Origin of the sequence: Sphingomonas sp. (assembly GCF_035555815.1) — a bacterium.
Lineage (GTDB): Bacteria > Pseudomonadota > Alphaproteobacteria > Sphingomonadales > Sphingomonadaceae > Sphingomonas.
The window spans coordinates 1-14,191 of record NZ_DATMGG010000131.1 but is presented as its reverse complement, the minus strand read 5'-3'; the positions used below and the strand labels follow the sequence as shown (position 1 = coordinate 14,191).

The window sequence follows — 14,191 nt, the reverse complement described above, 5'->3', positions numbered from 1 at the left end:
GGCGGCGCGCCGTTGTCGCGCCTCGCGGCGGCGCTGCCGAAGGGGATGGGCGCGCTGGCGCGGTCGCGCCTGCTCGCCCGCGTCGCGCTGACGCCGGAGGACATGCCGCTCGCCGACGCGCTGGAGGCGGTGCGGATCGCGGCGGGGGAGGGGCTGATGCTGCTCAATTTCAGCTTCCACTCGCCATCGCTGGAGCCGGGGCACACGCCCTATGTCCGTGACGCGGCGGGGTTGGCGGCGTTCTGGCGCTGGTGGGATGCGGTGCTGGCGCTGCTCGACCGGCGCGGCATCGCCTCCGCCAGCGTCGACGAACTGATCGCGGCGGTGGACGATCGATCACCAAGCACTTGAAAGATGGTCGGGGAGTTCAGCGCCCGATGAGTTCTCGCGCCATCTCTTCCGCAGCCACCTCGGGCTGGCGGCCGCCTGCGGCGGCGCGCCCGAAGATCTCGAGCAGCCGGTCGTGGATTTGGGCGAGGCTGTCCTCGAGGGGCGGGAAGTCGACTCGGCTGCGCCCGGGCATCGTGTAGGTCGCTTCCAGACCGCTGATGATGCCGCCAGCATTCAATACGTAATCAGGGGCGAATAGGATGCCCCGTTCCGCAAGGATCGCGCCCGCCTCGGGGGTCGCGAGCTGGTTGTTCGCGGCTCCAGCCACCGCTCTGGCGCGGACCTGTGTGGCGGTCACCTCGGTGGTGACGCCGCCGAGCGCGCAAGGTACGTAGATGTCCACTTCGGCCTCGTGAATCTTGTCCACCGGCGCAACGCTCGCGCCGAACTGCTCCACGGCTCGCTCCACCTGAGTGCGGCGACGGACCCTGTCGAATCCTGTCGATCTTCTCGACTTCGGAGGCTCAGGTCGTGAACCTGGTGCAAAGCCAGTCGAACCTGAACCAAGCGGTCGCGAGCGCTCGCGCTGCGGAGGACGCTTCTCGTCCCTAAGACGTTCCTGAAGTCGATGCGGCCGCTTTTTGGCGGCGTCCATCGCAAGGACCTCTCTTGCCGTCCATAGCAGCCCCGAAAGCTGTTTCGGGCACACAAATTGTCCATGTTCCGCAAATGCGATTTGTCCAGCCGAGGCGAGGTAGGCAAGCTCCCGCGGCAAGAGACATCCACCCTCGCCGATTGACAAATCGCGGGCGCTGGCAGAGGCCGGCGTCACCGTATACGATCGTTGTCCGGGAGGAATCGCATGAACATCGCGGTGCTGGGCCTGTCGGCCATGCTGTGCGCGGCACTGTTGCCGGGCGGCGCGAACGCTCGCGACCGCAGCCTCGCGCAGGTGACCGCCGCGCCCGATACGCGCGCGGTGCTCAAGGCGATCGACGACGCGCAGGGCGACACGAACCGGCGGCTGGTCGCGATCGGCGGCATCATCTCACCGTCCGGGCAGGAGCAGGCACGTGCCGCGGCAGTCAAGGCGGAGATGGAACACGTCGGCCTGACCCAGGTGACCCAGGACGCGCGGCCCAACGTCGTCGGCGTCATCAAGGGCCGGTCGGGCAGGGCGCTGGTGTTCGTGTCGACGCTCGACGACCTCGCCACCGTCGCCGACCATCAGCGCGCCGCCGGGGTGCCGCCGCGCATCGAGGGCGATCGCATCATCGGCCCGGGCACCAACACCGGCTCGACCGTGGTCGCCATGCTTGCCGCCGCCGAGGCGCTGATCAGGAGCGGGATCAAGCCCGAGCACGACCTGGTGTTCGCCGCCGTCGCGCAGGAGGAGACTGGGCTCGACGGGATGCGCGCGCTCTATCCACAGTACCGCGATCGCGCGGTCGCGTTCGTCGACATATTGGGGGACGGCGACTCGATCAGCTATGGCGCGATCGGCATCCATTGGTGGAAGGTGACCGCCAAGGGGCCGCCGGGACACACGCTGATGGGTGGGCTGCCCAACGTCAACCAGGGAATCGGCCGCGCGGTCGATCGCATCCTGAGCCTGCCCGACCCCACGGCGCACGCCGACAGCAACACCCGCCTCAACATCTCGATCCTGAACAGCGGCGCGGTGTTCAACCACAAGCCGGAAAGCGGCTGGTTCTCGATCGACCTGCGCTCGCTCGACGGCGCGGTGATCGCCGGAATCGAGCGCAGGATGTGGGGGATATTGGATCAGGTCACCGCCGAGACCGGCATCGGTTTCGACAGGGCGGTCGAGAACGAGGTGCCCGCCGGGCAGATTCCGGGCGCGCTGGCCAGCCCGCTGGTGCGATGGAGCGCGGCGATCGCGCAGTCGATGGGGCGCCAGGCCAAGTTGAGCAACGCCGGATCGGCCAACCTCAACATCGCCATCGCCGGCGGAACCCCGGCGATCGGCATCGGCGGAGAACGCGGCGGCCAGCGCGGCTTTGCCGACGAATGGGCCGATGTCGGCGTGCTCAACCGCACGGCCAAGCATGTCGCGCTGCTGGCGCTGACCGTCGGCAACGGTGACGGGTTCCGCGGCGAATCGCCGCGATAAGCTTGGGCGTGGCGCGCGGCGCCACACAGGATAGGATCGCGCGATGACCCGTCGATTCGCCCTGTGCCTGCTAGCGCTGCTGTGCGCGTTCCCCGCCGCCGCCCAGACCCCACCCGCCGATGCCGCTCCAGCGCCAGCGCCAGCGCCGCAACCGGCCGAGACGGTCAGGGTCGCGCTCACCACCACCGCCGGCGCGATCGTGCTCGAACTCGATCGGACGCACGCGCCGATCACCACCGCCAATTTCCTGCGCTATGTCGACGCCAGGCGGTTCGACGGCATCGCCTTTTTCCGGGCGATGAACCTGTCATGGGGCGGGGGGCTGATCCAGGCGGGCATCCGCGACGCCGCCAAGCTGTATCCACCGATCGCGCACGAGCCGACGACGCAGACCGGACTGCATCATACCGAAGGGACGATATCGATGGCGCGGATGGCGCCCGGCACCGCCACCGCCGATTTCACGATCATGCTGGGCGACATGACCGGGCTGGACGCGCACCCCGACCAGCCCGGCGACAATGCCGGCTATGCGGCGTTCGGCCACGTGATCGAGGGGATGGACGTGGTCAAGGCGATCGCCGCGATGCCGGTGTCGGCGACGCTGGGCGAAGGCGTGATGAAGGGCCAGTACCTCGCCCAGCCGGTCAAGATCCTGACCGCGCGGCGGGTGCCCTAGCTCCGCTCCCGGATTCGGGCGCTGCGGGACAAGAATGGCCGCCACCCCTTCTTGCGGGGGTGGCGGCCATGTCGCCTGATCAGCGCGGGCGGCGGGGGGCGGCGCCGCCGAAGGTGACCAGGCTTTCCGAGCCGTCCGCCGACAGCGCCGAAACGCCGATGAACACATCGTCGACGATCAGGTCCTTCAGCGTCGCCTCGACCTCATTGGCGGCCACGTCGCGGTGATCGGTCCAGTCCTGCTTGTCGTTGCGCCGCCAGTGGATGCGATAGCCCGACGCGCCCGGCACCGCCGTCCACGTCACGCTGGTATCGTGCGTGGTGGGGGTCGTCAGGCGCCGCAACGCGACCGAATCGGGCGCGGCGGGGGCGGAGGCGAGGCGCTTGATCGTCGCGACATTGAGCGCGGTGACCTTCGCCAGATAGGGGAAGTCCATCTTGTCCGGCGTGTCGCCGTAATCGATGCCGTTCTCGTCCCGCACGTCCTGATGCTGCTGGCGGTAATTTTCGGTCGCCACGGTGAAGCGCACGGCGGGGTAGCCGAGTTCGAGGAACGGCGAATGGTCGCCGTTGCGCCCGAACCGGTCGGGCCGGCGGACGACGAACACGTCGAGCGCGTTCGGATCGGCCTGCGCGATCTGGTCGATCGCCTTGGCCAGCGACCGGCTGGGGCCATCGTCCTCGCCGCCGTTGCCGCGCCGCGCCATCTGTGCCGCCTGATCTTCGGAGAAGCGGATGCCTTCGGAGAACACGCGCACGCGGTCGGCGACGCGCGCGCCGGTCTGGCCGACGGTGCCGCCGACGATGTCGTTGTTGAGCACGGCGGAGACCTTCCAGCCGCGCTCCTTGGCGGTTTCGGCCAGCAGGATGCCACCGAGCAGACCCTGCTCCTCACCCGACAGCGCGGCATAGATCACCGTCGCCTTGAGCTTCTGGCCGGCAAGAACCCGCGCCGCCTCCAGCACCAGCGCGGTGCCCGACGCGTCGTCGTTGGCGCCCGGCGCGTCGTGGGTCGGGTTCATCACGTCGCTGGGCATGTTGTCGATGTGGCCCTGGACGATCACGTAGCGGCCGGGTTCGCTGCCCGGCTGGATGCCCAGCACGTCGACGACGTTGACCCCGTTGGGCGCGCGCGGGACGGTGAAGACGCGCTGGATCTGCTCGACCTTGATGCAGCCGCCGCACTGCTTGCCGATCTTTTCCATCTCGCCGGCGAACCAGCGCCGCGCGGCGCCGATGCCGCGCTTTGGATCATTCGGGTCCGACAGCGTGTGCCGCGTGCCGAAGCTTACCAGCTTCTCGACCGTCGCCTTTAGCCGGGCCGGGTCGGGCGCGTCCTGCGCGGCGGCCACCGCCGGCAGGGCGACGGCGGCCAGGATGATGGATGAATATCGCATGGAACTCCCCCTTTATGGTTAGTCTTCGCTCGATCCGGCGCGCCGCGAGACGATGGTCCGCCCCTGGCCGTCGTCGTGGACCGCGACCGGCAACGCCACCTCAAGCGCCTCGATGAAGCCCGCCGGGTTGGTGGTGCGGAACATGCCGTTGATCCGCAGATCGGCCGCGTCCGGCGCGACGATGATCTTTTCCGCCGAATATTGGTTCATCTGGTCCACCGCGCTGGCGAGGCGCTGATTGTCGAAGAAGATCTGCCCCTCCGCCCAGCTCAGCGTCTTGTCGGTGTCGACCGTCCGCAACTCGGACGCCGCCGCGCCGGCATAGGCGACGAGCTGCTGGCGCGGCTTCATTATCTGGATTTGCGGCATGGCGCCGGCGACCGGCGCCACCGGGCGGACCGCCACGGCGCCCTCCGCCAGCGTGACGCGCAGTTCACGTGACGACAGCCGGACGTCGAACACGGTGCCCAGCGCGGTGATCGTCCGGTCGCCCGCCTTGACCACGAACGGGCGCTGCCGGTCCTTGGCGACGTGGAACAGCGCGCGCCCGGCGAGCAGCGTGACGTCGCGGCGCGTCCTTCCCAGCCGGGCCGACAGCCGGGCACCGGCATCGAGCGTGACCACGGATCCATCCGCCAGCGTGACCCGCGTCCGTTCGTCGGGCGAGGCGACGTAGACCGTGTCGCGCTGGAACAGCGCGGCGATCTCCGCACGGCGTTCGGTGCCGGGGACGACGATCAGGAACAGCGCCGCGCACGCGGCGACCGCGCCGACCGCGACCAACGCCATCCAGCGGCGGTGATGCGCCTGGACGCTGTTGCGCGCTTCGTCGCGCAGCGCGCTCAGCTCGGGCAGGTCGGCGTTGGCCTGAAGCACGGTCAGCGCCGCCTGCAACCGATCGTGCGCGGCCTGGTGCGCGGGATCCTCCCGCAGCCAGGCGTGGAAGGCCCGGCGATTGCGGACGCTCACCTGGGCACCGCGCAACTGCGCGTCCCAGGCGGCGGCCCGTTCGTCGGCCTGATGTCGCAAAATGCTCATCGGTTGTTCCGCAAGCGATAGAGGAGATGGCTGTTGGCGCGCGCCATGTGCTTTTCGACGGTGCTGAGCGACAGGCCCATGCACCGCGCGATCTCGACCTGGGCGACGCCGTCGAAATGATAGTGGCTGAAGACGATCCGCACCTTTTCGGGCAGCTCCTGGATCGCCGCGATCATGACCTGGAGCGCTTCCCGGCTTTCCAGGATGCGTTCGGGCGAGAATCCCGCCTCATCCTCGATATCGAGGCCGTCGGGCGCGGAGACGATGAACCCGCGGACGCTGGCACGGCGCGCCTTGTCGCGCAGCACGTTGGCGGCGACCTGAAACAGATAGCCCTGGATGTTGGCGATCGCGGCGAGATCGCGCCCGGCCAGGCGGCTGAAGACATCCTGCACCAGATCATCGGCATCCTCGCCCGGTTCCACGCGTCGCTGGAAGAAGCGCAGCAACGGCGCGCGATATTCGGCCGCCACCTCCTCGAGCCGTGGATGTTTGGCGGCAGCTGCCATGCGCGGTCCTCCCGAACATAGGACGCGATACCCGCGCGATCCCGTAAACAAAAGTTCGGGCGAGGGATTGGGGTGGTCGGCCTTATGGCGAGACCTCGCCGCGGCGCCGGTCGGCGCGGGCGTGATCCGCTACGGGTTGTCGTCGACGCTCCACAGCCGGTCGAACGGCGAGGCGAAGTCGCGGCGGTACAAGCTGGCCGTCACGGCGAAGTTCCAGCTTGCGCCGCGCCAAACGGAGCTGTGCAGCCAGCGGAGTCGGGCTTGACCGCATCGGTGGGGTTGGTCCGCCGGACCCGCAGCACGTAGACCCGCCGCTTCGCCATCCTCGGCGAACCGACGTAGCGGATCTGGAACGAGACGTCTTCGGTCTAGGATCCTGACCCTAAGGGCCGCCGCGTCCGTTCAGCTCTTGTCGCGGTCGCGATAGGATTCGTGGCAGGATTTGCAGGTCTGGCCGACGCTGGCCGTCGCCGCCTTGATCGCGTTGATGTCGCCCTTTGCCGCGATCGCGCCATAGCTGGCGGCGGCGTTGGCGAAGGCGGTGCGCTTGGCGGTGAAGTCGGCGGCGTTCTGCCAGATGGCGGGCTTGGCCGCGGTTTTCAGCCCCTGACCGGCCTGGGTGCCGGCGGGAAACCACGTCTGCCTGTGCTGCAGCTGCGCCAGCCGGGCGACGGTGGTCGCGTTCGCCCGGATCACCGCGAGATCGGGCGTGCCCGCCTTCAACTGATCGTTGATCGCCTTGAACGATTTGCCCAGATCCGTGTAGCGCGCCTGACGCGCGGCGATCACCTGGCTGGCGGTCGCCGCGATCGCGGCGCTGCCCGACAGGATCATCACCGCGACCGGCAGGGTCCGGGTGAGGTGCTTGGAACGCATTGTTGGTCTCCTCATGGATTCTCGTCAAATTGGATTGCTGTGGCTAGCCGTTGCGTACCACGGCCCAGACGGCGGCGGCGATCACCGCCAGCGCGATCGCGCCATGCCACCAGCGGCCGAAGCGTAGCGCCGGAGCCTCGCCGTCCACACGCTTGCGGCCGGTCACCATCGCCCCGATCAGATTGTCGCGCTTGCCGAACAGATAGAACAGCACCGCGACGATATGGAGCGCCACCACGACCTGCAGCGCGGTGAAGATCCGACCATGCCACTCCGCCAGGCTGCGGCTCGTCTCGAAACTGACCAGCGGTGAGAGCGGGCCGGATTCGAGTCCGTCCAGATCGGTGACGAACAGGCCGATCAGGCACTGCGTCAGCAACAGCCCGAGCATCAGGACGACCGACAGCGCGCCGATCGGGTTGTGGCCGACCCGCGATGGCGGCCCGCGGTGCAGGATGGTGCGCGCGTAGCTGGCGATGCCGGCCGGCCCCGTGACGAAATGGGTGAAGCGCGCGGTCGTACTGCCGGCGAACCCCCAATAGATGCGGAACAGCACCAGCGTCAGGCACGCATAGCCGGCGTAGCGATGCCACTCGAGGTTGGTGCGGTGGGTGTACCACGACGCCGCGAACAGCAGCGCGATCAGCCAGTGGACGACACGCACCCAGCCGTCCCACACGATCACCTTGTTCGATGTCGGACCGGGTTCGCCGCTAACAGTCGCCACGTTGGCCGATCTCCACTTCCCTGATGTGTCCGCTCCCGGCCGGTCACGGTCGGTGGGCGTCTCCTGAGCGGCTTGGGGTGCGCGATGATCGCACCCCAGTCCGGGCGCGAGCGCCTGAGCAACGGCAATATATTCATCGTGCGGCGTCGGCGTCCATATGCCGCGGGGCGTTTTCGTGAGGGCTTGTACAGAAAACCGCCCCGACCGCTCGACGGCGGCTACTCGCCCTGCTTCCAGATCGGTGCGTCGGCGCCCAGGTCGGCGCGTTCGACCTCTTCGTCGTGGCCGGTGCCCGAACTGAGGAACACAAGCCCCATCAGCGCCGCCGCCATCAGGATGGTGAAGCCCACCCCCAGCGCGGTGGCGATGGCGACGTGGATCGGCAGCGGGCCGACCCATTCCCACAGGATCGCCACCGCCGCGCCGGCCGTCACCGCCGCGACCAGCGCCATCCACGACAGCAGCCGGCGATAGCGCGCCCAGGCAAAGGCCGCATAATCGGGATCGTCCAGGCCGCTCGGGGGTTGGTCCATCGCTTCCCATTGCGCGCGTTTCGTGGGATGCTCAAGGACACAAGGCTGATTGGGAGTGGAAGGCGATGACGATCGCGGCGATCCTGGGCGGCAAGGGGCACGACGTCGTTTCGGTGCCCGGCGACGCCCGGCTGGGCGATGTGGTGGCGCTGTTGGCCGAACGGCGGATCGGCGCGGTGCCGGTGGTCGATGGCGGCACGGTGGTCGGCATCTTTTCCGAACGCGACGTGATCCATGCGCTGGCGAGCGAGGGCGCCGCCGCGCTCGACGCGCCGGTGCGAGCGCGGATGACCTCTCCCGCGCTGACCGTCACCCCGGCCGAGCCGGTGCTGGCCGCGCTGTCGCTGATGACGCGGCGCCGCATCCGCCATCTGCCGGTGATCGAGGACGGCGTCGTGCGCGGCTTCGTGTCGATCGGCGATCTGGTCAAATACCGGATCGACCGCATCGAGAGCGAGGCCAACGCGATGCGCGAGTATATCCAGACGGTCTGACCGCCGGTCGCGCTCAGCGATAGTTGAAGCTGATGCTGATCCGGTCGTCCCTGGCCGTGTTCGGCATCACCTCATGTCGCAGCCAGCTTTCCCACAGGAACACGCCGCCCTCGGCCGGTTCGGCATAGACGAAGGTGTCGGGACGCCCCGGCGCGGCCATCAGCATCGGCAGGCGCGGATCCTCCAGCTTGAGCGCGCCCGATCCGGGCGGCACCGCGACGTACATCGTGCCCGACACCACGCTGTGCGGATGGATATGGCCCGAGTGGGTGCCGCCGGGCTTCAGCACGTTGACCCACAGGCTGTCGAGCCTCAGCCGCTTGCCGCCGAGCTCGAACCCGCAATCGCGGGCGAACGCCGCGACGTGACGGTTGAGCAGCCGGACCAGATCGCCGAAGCGGGGGTCGCGCTGCGGCAGATCGTCGAGCGAGGCGTAGCTGGTGTAGCCGCGATAGCCGTGCTGCCGCGACCACGCCCGCCCGGCGCGATCCTCTGCCGCCAGCGCGCGGCAGGCGTCGGCCAGTTCGGCGACCAGCGCGTCGTCGCCCAGTGCGCCTTCGTAGAAATGGGTCGGAAACAGGCTGCGGATGGTCATTCCCCCAACCTCAGTGCGATGCCGTTCATGAAGCGCGCGTCGTCGCCTTGTGCCAGCCACGGGGCCTCCGCCGCGATCGCGCCCAGCAGGTCGGACAGCGGCTCGATCTCGGTCTTGTGATAATTGCCCAGCACATAGCCGGTCACCCGGTCCTTGTGCCCCGGATGGCCGATACCGATGCGGACCCGGCGAAACGGATCGCCGATGTGCTGGATGGTCGAGCGGATGCCGTTGTGCCCGGCCGCGCCGCCGCCCCGCTTCACCTTGACCTTCATCGGCACCAGATCGAGTTCGTCGTAGAAGACGGTCACGTCCTCGGGCGCCAGCTTGTAGAAATCCATCGCCGCGCGGATGGCCCGGCCGCTTTCGTTCATGAAGGTCGCGGGCTTCAGCAGCACGATCTTGTCGCCGCCGACGCGGCCGTCCTGCACCCAGCCCTGGAACTGCTTCTTGGGCGCGGAAGAAGCCTGCACGGCGGCGATCGCGTCGACGGCCATGAAGCCGACGTTGTGGCGGTGCATCGCATATTCGGGCCCGGGATTGCCGAGGCCGACCCAGAGCTGCATGGCGCGTTTCCCCGATCAGGAGGCCGAAAACGACGATCGCCCCCGCACGCGGGTGCAGGGGCGACCTATCGAACCGTGACTGTGGAGGAAAGGCTTACGCGCCTTCGCCCTCTTCAGCGGCGTCGGTCTGGGTGTCGCCTTCGCTCGACTTGAGCGCCGACGGCGCAACCACGGTGGCGATGGTGAAGTCGCGGTCGGTGATCGCCGACTGCGCACCCTTCGGCAGCGTCACCGCCGAGATATGCAGCGCGTCGCCGACTTCGAGACCCTTGAGCGAGATCCGGATATCGTCCGGGATGCTCGCCGCGTCGCACACCAGTTCCAGCTCATGGCGGACGATGTTGAGCACGCCGCCGCGCTTGATGCCGGGCGCGTCCTCTTCATCGACGAACACGATCGGCACCGCGACGGTGACGGTGGCGTGTTCGGAGATCCGCAGGAAATCGACGTGGAGCGGACGGTCGGTGACCGGATGGAACGCGACGTCCTTCGGCAGGGTGCGCTCGCCGCCCACCATCACCACCGAATTCATGAAGTGGCCGGTCATCAGCGCCTTGACCAGCTCGCGCTCGTTCAGGCTGATCCCGACCGGATCCTTCTTGTTGCCGTAGATGACGGCGGGGACGCGGCCTTCGCGACGCAGTGCCCGGGAGGCTCCCTTGCCAGCCCGGTCCCGCGTCTCGGCCGACAGCGTAAGCGCTTCGCTCATTGTCGATTCCGATCTTGGGTTGAGGTTTCAAATGTCTTTGCCGGGCGAGCCTCCAGGGATGACCCCGCCACGACAAGCGCGCGCCCTTAACGGAAAGGGGCCGGCGACGCAACGGCTATCCCCGGCCCGCCGGGGGGTGACGATGCCGGCTCCCCCATCAGCCACCCGTCCGCCGCCTTTGGATGTGCCCGTCCACGCAACCGGGCGAGGGAATCAATATTCGATCCGTTCCGCCGTCAGCTGATGCGCCTTCAGATCGGCGATCACGCTGCGGTCCCCCGCCAGATGCCCGGCGCCGACCGCGACGAATACCGTGCCCGGCTGTTTCATCCGCTCCGCGATCCACTTCGCCCAATTCGCGTTGCGCTTGTAGAGCAGGGTTTCCGCCACCTCTGGCGAATCCTTGAGATTGTCGTTGAGCATTTTGGCCAGCGCGTCGGGGTTGCCGCGCGACCAGTCGTCGACCATCGTCGCCATGGTCGCCTCGGCCCTGGGCAGTTCGTCGAGCGTGCCGGTCAGGAAGGTCATCTGCGCCTTTTCCGACAAGCCGCCGAAATAGCCGATCTGCTGTTCTGCGGTTTCCAGCCCGGTGACCGGCTTTTTGGCCGCCTTCGCCGCCGCCGTCAGCACGCCTTCGGGGCCGTTGCGCGGATCATAGCCGGCCTTCATCAGCGGGACGAGCGACAGGTTGACCGCGGCGAACCACGGCGCATAGCGATCGAAGGCGTTGGCGGGCGCGCCGATCCCGGTCACCGCCTTGACATAGGCGTCGCGCTTTTCGGCGGGAAGGCGGTCGGTCAGCGCCGGCGCGTCCTGCGGCGTGACGGCGTTCTTCATCACGATCGCCTGCATCGCCTCCGGCGCGGGCTGGACCAGCTCCAGCACCAGACTGTCCGACTTGTCGAATGCCGCCTTCACCGCCTCATCGAACCAGGTCAGGCCGGGCTTCAGCACATGGACGGTGCCGAACAGATAGATCGTCGTATCCTCGTCCTTTACCACCCACAGCGCCGGATCGGCGTCGGCGACGGTCGCTTCGGGCGCGGGCGCGGACTGGGCGCAGGCGGGCAGCGGCAGGGCGGCGAGCAGCGCGGCGGCGATCGATGTGAGGGAACGCATGGACACTCCGTGGACTATTCGGCGGCCGGTGGGACACGCGAAGCGCGGCGGAGTCAATCGGCATTCGTGGTTACGAACACGCCGCAGGCTTGCCCTGAGCGCCTCCATCCGGCAGACGCGCGACCGTGACAGACGGACCTCTCTCCTTCCAGCGCATGATCCTGACGCTCCATGATTATTGGGCGGCACAGGGCTGCGTGATCCTCCAGCCCTATGACATGCGCATGGGGGCCGGCACCTTTCACCCCGCGACGACGCTTCGCGCGCTCGGCCCCGATCCGTGGAACGCCGCGTTCGTCCAGCCGTGCCGCCGGCCGACCGACGGGCGCTATGGCGAGAACCCGAACCGGCTCCAGCATTATTACCAGTATCAGGTGATCCTGAAGCCCAGCCCGCCCGACCTTCAGCAACTCTATCTGGGATCGCTGGCGGCGATCGGCATCGATTTCATGCAGCACGACATCCGCTTCGTCGAGGATGACTGGGAATCGCCGACGCTGGGTGCGTGGGGCCTTGGCTGGGAAGTGTGGTGCGACGGGATGGAGGTGACCCAGTTCACCTATTTCCAGCAGATGGGCGGGTTCGATTGCAAGCCGGTGGCAGGCGAGCTGACCTATGGTCTTGAACGGCTGGCGATGTACATCCAGGACAAGGACAACGTCTACGACCTGGCGTTCAACGACGCGGGGGTGACCTATGGCGACGTGTTCCTTGAGAACGAGCGCCAGATGTCGACGTGGAACTTCGAGATCGCCGACACCGACACGCTGTTCGACCTGTTCCGCAAGGCGGCGGCCGAGTGCGAGAACTGTCTGGAGGCGAAGCTGCCGATCCCCGCCTATGAACAGGCGATCGAGGCGAGCCACATCTTCAACCTGCTCAACGCGCGCGGGGTGATCTCCGTCGCCGAGCGGCAGGCGTACATCGGCCGCGTGCGCGATCTGGCCAAGGGCAGCTGCGCCGCGTGGATGGACAAGAACGGGTGGGCGGCGTGATTGATTGGGTCACGCGATGCCGCGAAGCCGCGATGAAGACCAGGAAGGTTGATTCGCGCGGAGGCGCGGAGGCGCGGAGAGTCGTATCCAGTCTCACTGTCTCGCGTCAGCGAGACCTTATGCTTTTCGGCGCCGGATGGTTTGAAGGGCTGCTGGCGCAGCCGGGCCTGACCCTCCGCGCCTCCGCGCCTCCGCGCGAACATCTTCTTCGCGGCTCCGCGGCTTCGCGTGAACAAAATCAGGTTTCCCCACGATGACCGATTTCCTCCTCGAACTGCGCTCTGAGGAAATCCCGGCGCGTATGCAGGAAAAGGCGCGCGAGGATCTGGCGCGGCTCTTCGCGGCGGAACTGGCCCGCGACGGACTGACCGCGACCGAGACCGTCACCTATGCGACGCCGCGCCGGTTGGCGCTGATCGCGCGCGGGCTGCCCGAGCAGACCGCCGCCGTATCCGATGAGATCAAGGGCCCGCGCGCCAGTGCGCCCGCACAGGCGCTGGAGGGGTTCCTGCGCAAGACCGGGCTGACCCGCGACGCGCTGGTCGAGCGCGACGGCGTGCTGTTCGCGGTGATCGACAAGCCCGGCCGCGCCACTGCCGACGTGCTGGCTGAAGCGATCCCGGCGGTGATCCGCGCGTTTCCATGGCCCAAGTCGATGCGCTGGGGCGAGGCGTCGCTGAGCACCGAAAGCCTGCGTTGGGTGCGGCCGTTGCAGGGGATCGTCGCGCTGTTCGGCGGCGCGGTGGTGCCGTGCGAGGTCGCGGGGGTCGCCTCCGGCGCGGCGACGGTCGGCCATCGTTTTCACCATCCCGCCGCGATCACCATCGGATCGGCGGACGATTATGTCGAAAAGCTGCGCGACGCCCATGTCATCGTCGACGGGGCGGAACGGCGCAACATCATCGCGGTCGGCGCCAAGATGGCGGCGCAAAAGGCTGGCGTTACGCTGATCCCCGACGACGGACTGCTGTTCGAGAACGCCGGGTTGACCGAATGGCCGGTGCCGCTGCTCGGACGCTTCGACGCGGATTTCCTGAGCGTCCCGCCCGAGGTGATTCAGCTTACTGCGCGGGTGAACCAGAAATATTTCGTCTGCGCCGATGGCGACGGCAAGCTGGCCAACGCGTTCGTCTGCGTCGCCAACATCGACGCGGCGGACGGTGGCGCGAAGATCGTCGAGGGCAACCGCAAGGTGCTGGCAGCCCGGCTGTCCGACGCGCGATTCTTTTACGAGACCGATCTCAAGACCCCGCTTGCCGATCAGGCGGGCAAGCTCGCCAAGATCGTGTTCCACGAACAACTGGGGACCGTCGCCGACAAGGTCGATCGCGTCGCCGCGCTGGCGCGCTGGCTGGCGGAGAATGTCGTACCGGGTGCCGATCCCGCGCTGGCCGAGCGCGCGGCGCGGCTGGCCAAGGCCGACCTGGTCACCGGCATGGTCGGCGAATTCCCCGAATTGCAGGGCGTGATGGGCGGCTATTACGCCGCCGC

At 68.0% G+C, this 14,191-nt stretch carries 16 protein-coding genes and 1 pseudogene; 6 read left to right on the top strand and 11 right to left on the bottom strand.

Annotated features, from left to right (window positions below):
• Positions 1-351: pseudogene (locus VNR91_RS07315) on the top strand (WalW protein); the annotation flags it as partial.
• Between the two features lie 16 nt (positions 352-367).
• Here the strand turns inward: VNR91_RS07315 and VNR91_RS07310 are convergent.
• On the bottom strand, positions 368-985 hold the full coding sequence (locus VNR91_RS07310; RefSeq protein WP_325490114.1) for a hypothetical protein: 618 nt from the start codon (positions 983-985) through the stop codon (positions 368-370).
• A 207-nt stretch (positions 986-1,192) separates the two neighbouring features.
• Between VNR91_RS07310 and VNR91_RS07305 the strand changes: the two genes are divergently transcribed.
• Entirely contained in the window at positions 1,193-2,464 is a 1,272-nt protein-coding gene (locus tag VNR91_RS07305; protein WP_325490113.1) for a M20 family metallopeptidase, read from the top strand.
• A 43-nt stretch (positions 2,465-2,507) separates the two neighbouring features.
• Positions 2,508-3,143, top strand: a complete 636-nt coding sequence (locus VNR91_RS07300) for a peptidylprolyl isomerase (RefSeq protein WP_325490112.1) — start codon at positions 2,508-2,510, stop codon at positions 3,141-3,143.
• A gap of 79 nt (positions 3,144-3,222) precedes the next feature.
• On the opposite strand, the gene VNR91_RS07295 is transcribed toward VNR91_RS07300, so the two are convergent.
• The 6 genes from VNR91_RS07295 to VNR91_RS07270 form a co-directional block, all read right to left on the bottom strand.
• Entirely contained in the window at positions 3,223-4,539 is a 1,317-nt protein-coding gene (locus tag VNR91_RS07295) for a M28 family metallopeptidase (protein WP_325490111.1), read from the bottom strand.
• A gap of 18 nt (positions 4,540-4,557) precedes the next feature.
• Positions 4,558-5,577 (bottom strand): FecR family protein, encoded by a 1,020-nt coding sequence (locus VNR91_RS07290; protein ID WP_325490110.1) that lies wholly within the window; start codon positions 5,575-5,577, stop codon positions 4,558-4,560.
• The gene (locus tag VNR91_RS07285; RefSeq protein ID WP_325490109.1) at positions 5,574-6,086 is read right to left on the bottom strand and encodes an RNA polymerase sigma factor; all 513 of its coding nucleotides are present in this window, start codon (positions 6,084-6,086) and stop codon (positions 5,574-5,576) included. The genes VNR91_RS07290 and VNR91_RS07285 overlap by 4 nt, the downstream gene beginning before the upstream one ends.
• Before the next feature lie 402 nt (positions 6,087-6,488).
• Complete coding sequence (locus tag VNR91_RS07280; RefSeq protein WP_325490108.1) at positions 6,489-6,962, bottom strand: cytochrome c; 474 nt, start codon at positions 6,960-6,962, stop codon at positions 6,489-6,491.
• Positions 6,963-7,005: 43 nt separating this feature from the next.
• On the bottom strand, positions 7,006-7,689 hold the full coding sequence (locus tag VNR91_RS07275; protein ID WP_325490107.1) for a cytochrome b/b6 domain-containing protein: 684 nt from the start codon (positions 7,687-7,689) through the stop codon (positions 7,006-7,008).
• A gap of 218 nt (positions 7,690-7,907) precedes the next feature.
• Positions 7,908-8,222, bottom strand: a complete 315-nt coding sequence (locus VNR91_RS07270; protein WP_325490106.1) for a hypothetical protein — start codon at positions 8,220-8,222, stop codon at positions 7,908-7,910.
• A gap of 65 nt (positions 8,223-8,287) precedes the next feature.
• Here VNR91_RS07270 and VNR91_RS07265 point away from each other — a divergent pair, with 65 nt between their 5' ends.
• Entirely contained in the window at positions 8,288-8,716 is a 429-nt protein-coding gene (locus VNR91_RS07265; protein ID WP_325490105.1) for a CBS domain-containing protein, read from the top strand.
• A gap of 13 nt (positions 8,717-8,729) precedes the next feature.
• Here the strand turns inward: VNR91_RS07265 and VNR91_RS07260 are convergent, their stop codons facing one another.
• From VNR91_RS07260 to VNR91_RS07245, 4 genes are all read right to left on the bottom strand, one after another.
• On the bottom strand, positions 8,730-9,311 hold the full coding sequence (locus tag VNR91_RS07260; RefSeq protein WP_325490104.1) for a TIGR02466 family protein: 582 nt from the start codon (positions 9,309-9,311) through the stop codon (positions 8,730-8,732).
• Complete coding sequence (gene pth / locus VNR91_RS07255; protein WP_325490103.1) at positions 9,308-9,877, bottom strand: aminoacyl-tRNA hydrolase; 570 nt, start codon at positions 9,875-9,877, stop codon at positions 9,308-9,310. Before pth ends, VNR91_RS07260 begins: the two co-directional genes overlap by 4 nt.
• A gap of 94 nt (positions 9,878-9,971) precedes the next feature.
• Positions 9,972-10,586, bottom strand: a complete 615-nt coding sequence (locus tag VNR91_RS07250) for a 50S ribosomal protein L25/general stress protein Ctc (protein ID WP_325490102.1) — start codon at positions 10,584-10,586, stop codon at positions 9,972-9,974.
• Positions 10,587-10,799: 213 nt separating this feature from the next.
• Positions 10,800-11,705 (bottom strand): TraB/GumN family protein, encoded by a 906-nt coding sequence (locus VNR91_RS07245; protein WP_325490101.1) that lies wholly within the window; start codon positions 11,703-11,705, stop codon positions 10,800-10,802.
• Between the two features lie 155 nt (positions 11,706-11,860).
• On the opposite strand from VNR91_RS07245, the gene VNR91_RS07240 reads away from it, so the two are divergent.
• The gene (locus VNR91_RS07240; RefSeq protein WP_325490115.1) at positions 11,861-12,700 is read left to right on the top strand and encodes a glycine--tRNA ligase subunit alpha; all 840 of its coding nucleotides are present in this window, start codon (positions 11,861-11,863) and stop codon (positions 12,698-12,700) included.
• A 253-nt stretch (positions 12,701-12,953) separates the two neighbouring features.
• Positions 12,954-14,191 (top strand): glycine--tRNA ligase subunit beta (gene glyS / locus VNR91_RS07235; protein ID WP_325490100.1); only part of this gene is annotated, 1,238 nt, incomplete at its 3' end.

What these genes read in the sequence shown, in the direction of transcription:
- VNR91_RS07305 (WP_325490113.1), top strand. Translation starts at nt 1,193, where the DNA reads ATGAACATCGCGGTGCTGGGCCTGTCGGCCATGCTGTGCGCGGCACTG.
- VNR91_RS07260 (WP_325490104.1), bottom strand. Translation starts at nt 9,311, where the DNA reads ATGACCATCCGCAGCCTGTTTCCGACCCATTTCTACGAAGGCGCACTG.
- VNR91_RS07290 (WP_325490110.1), bottom strand. Translation starts at nt 5,577, where the DNA reads ATGAGCATTTTGCGACATCAGGCCGACGAACGGGCCGCCGCCTGGGAC.
- VNR91_RS07280 (WP_325490108.1), bottom strand. Translation starts at nt 6,962, where the DNA reads ATGCGTTCCAAGCACCTCACCCGGACCCTGCCGGTCGCGGTGATGATC.
- pth (WP_325490103.1), bottom strand. Translation starts at nt 9,877, where the DNA reads ATGCAGCTCTGGGTCGGCCTCGGCAATCCCGGGCCCGAATATGCGATG.
- VNR91_RS07270 (WP_325490106.1), bottom strand. Translation starts at nt 8,222, where the DNA reads ATGGACCAACCCCCGAGCGGCCTGGACGATCCCGATTATGCGGCCTTT.
- VNR91_RS07250 (WP_325490102.1), bottom strand. Translation starts at nt 10,586, where the DNA reads ATGAGCGAAGCGCTTACGCTGTCGGCCGAGACGCGGGACCGGGCTGGC.
- VNR91_RS07300 (WP_325490112.1), top strand. Translation starts at nt 2,508, where the DNA reads ATGACCCGTCGATTCGCCCTGTGCCTGCTAGCGCTGCTGTGCGCGTTC.
- VNR91_RS07295 (WP_325490111.1), bottom strand. Translation starts at nt 4,539, where the DNA reads ATGCGATATTCATCCATCATCCTGGCCGCCGTCGCCCTGCCGGCGGTG.
- VNR91_RS07285 (WP_325490109.1), bottom strand. Translation starts at nt 6,086, where the DNA reads ATGGCAGCTGCCGCCAAACATCCACGGCTCGAGGAGGTGGCGGCCGAA.
- VNR91_RS07240 (WP_325490115.1), top strand. Translation starts at nt 11,861, where the DNA reads ATGATCCTGACGCTCCATGATTATTGGGCGGCACAGGGCTGCGTGATC.
- VNR91_RS07265 (WP_325490105.1), top strand. Translation starts at nt 8,288, where the DNA reads ATGACGATCGCGGCGATCCTGGGCGGCAAGGGGCACGACGTCGTTTCG.
- VNR91_RS07310 (WP_325490114.1), bottom strand. Translation starts at nt 985, where the DNA reads ATGGACGCCGCCAAAAAGCGGCCGCATCGACTTCAGGAACGTCTTAGG.
- VNR91_RS07245 (WP_325490101.1), bottom strand. Translation starts at nt 11,705, where the DNA reads ATGCGTTCCCTCACATCGATCGCCGCCGCGCTGCTCGCCGCCCTGCCG.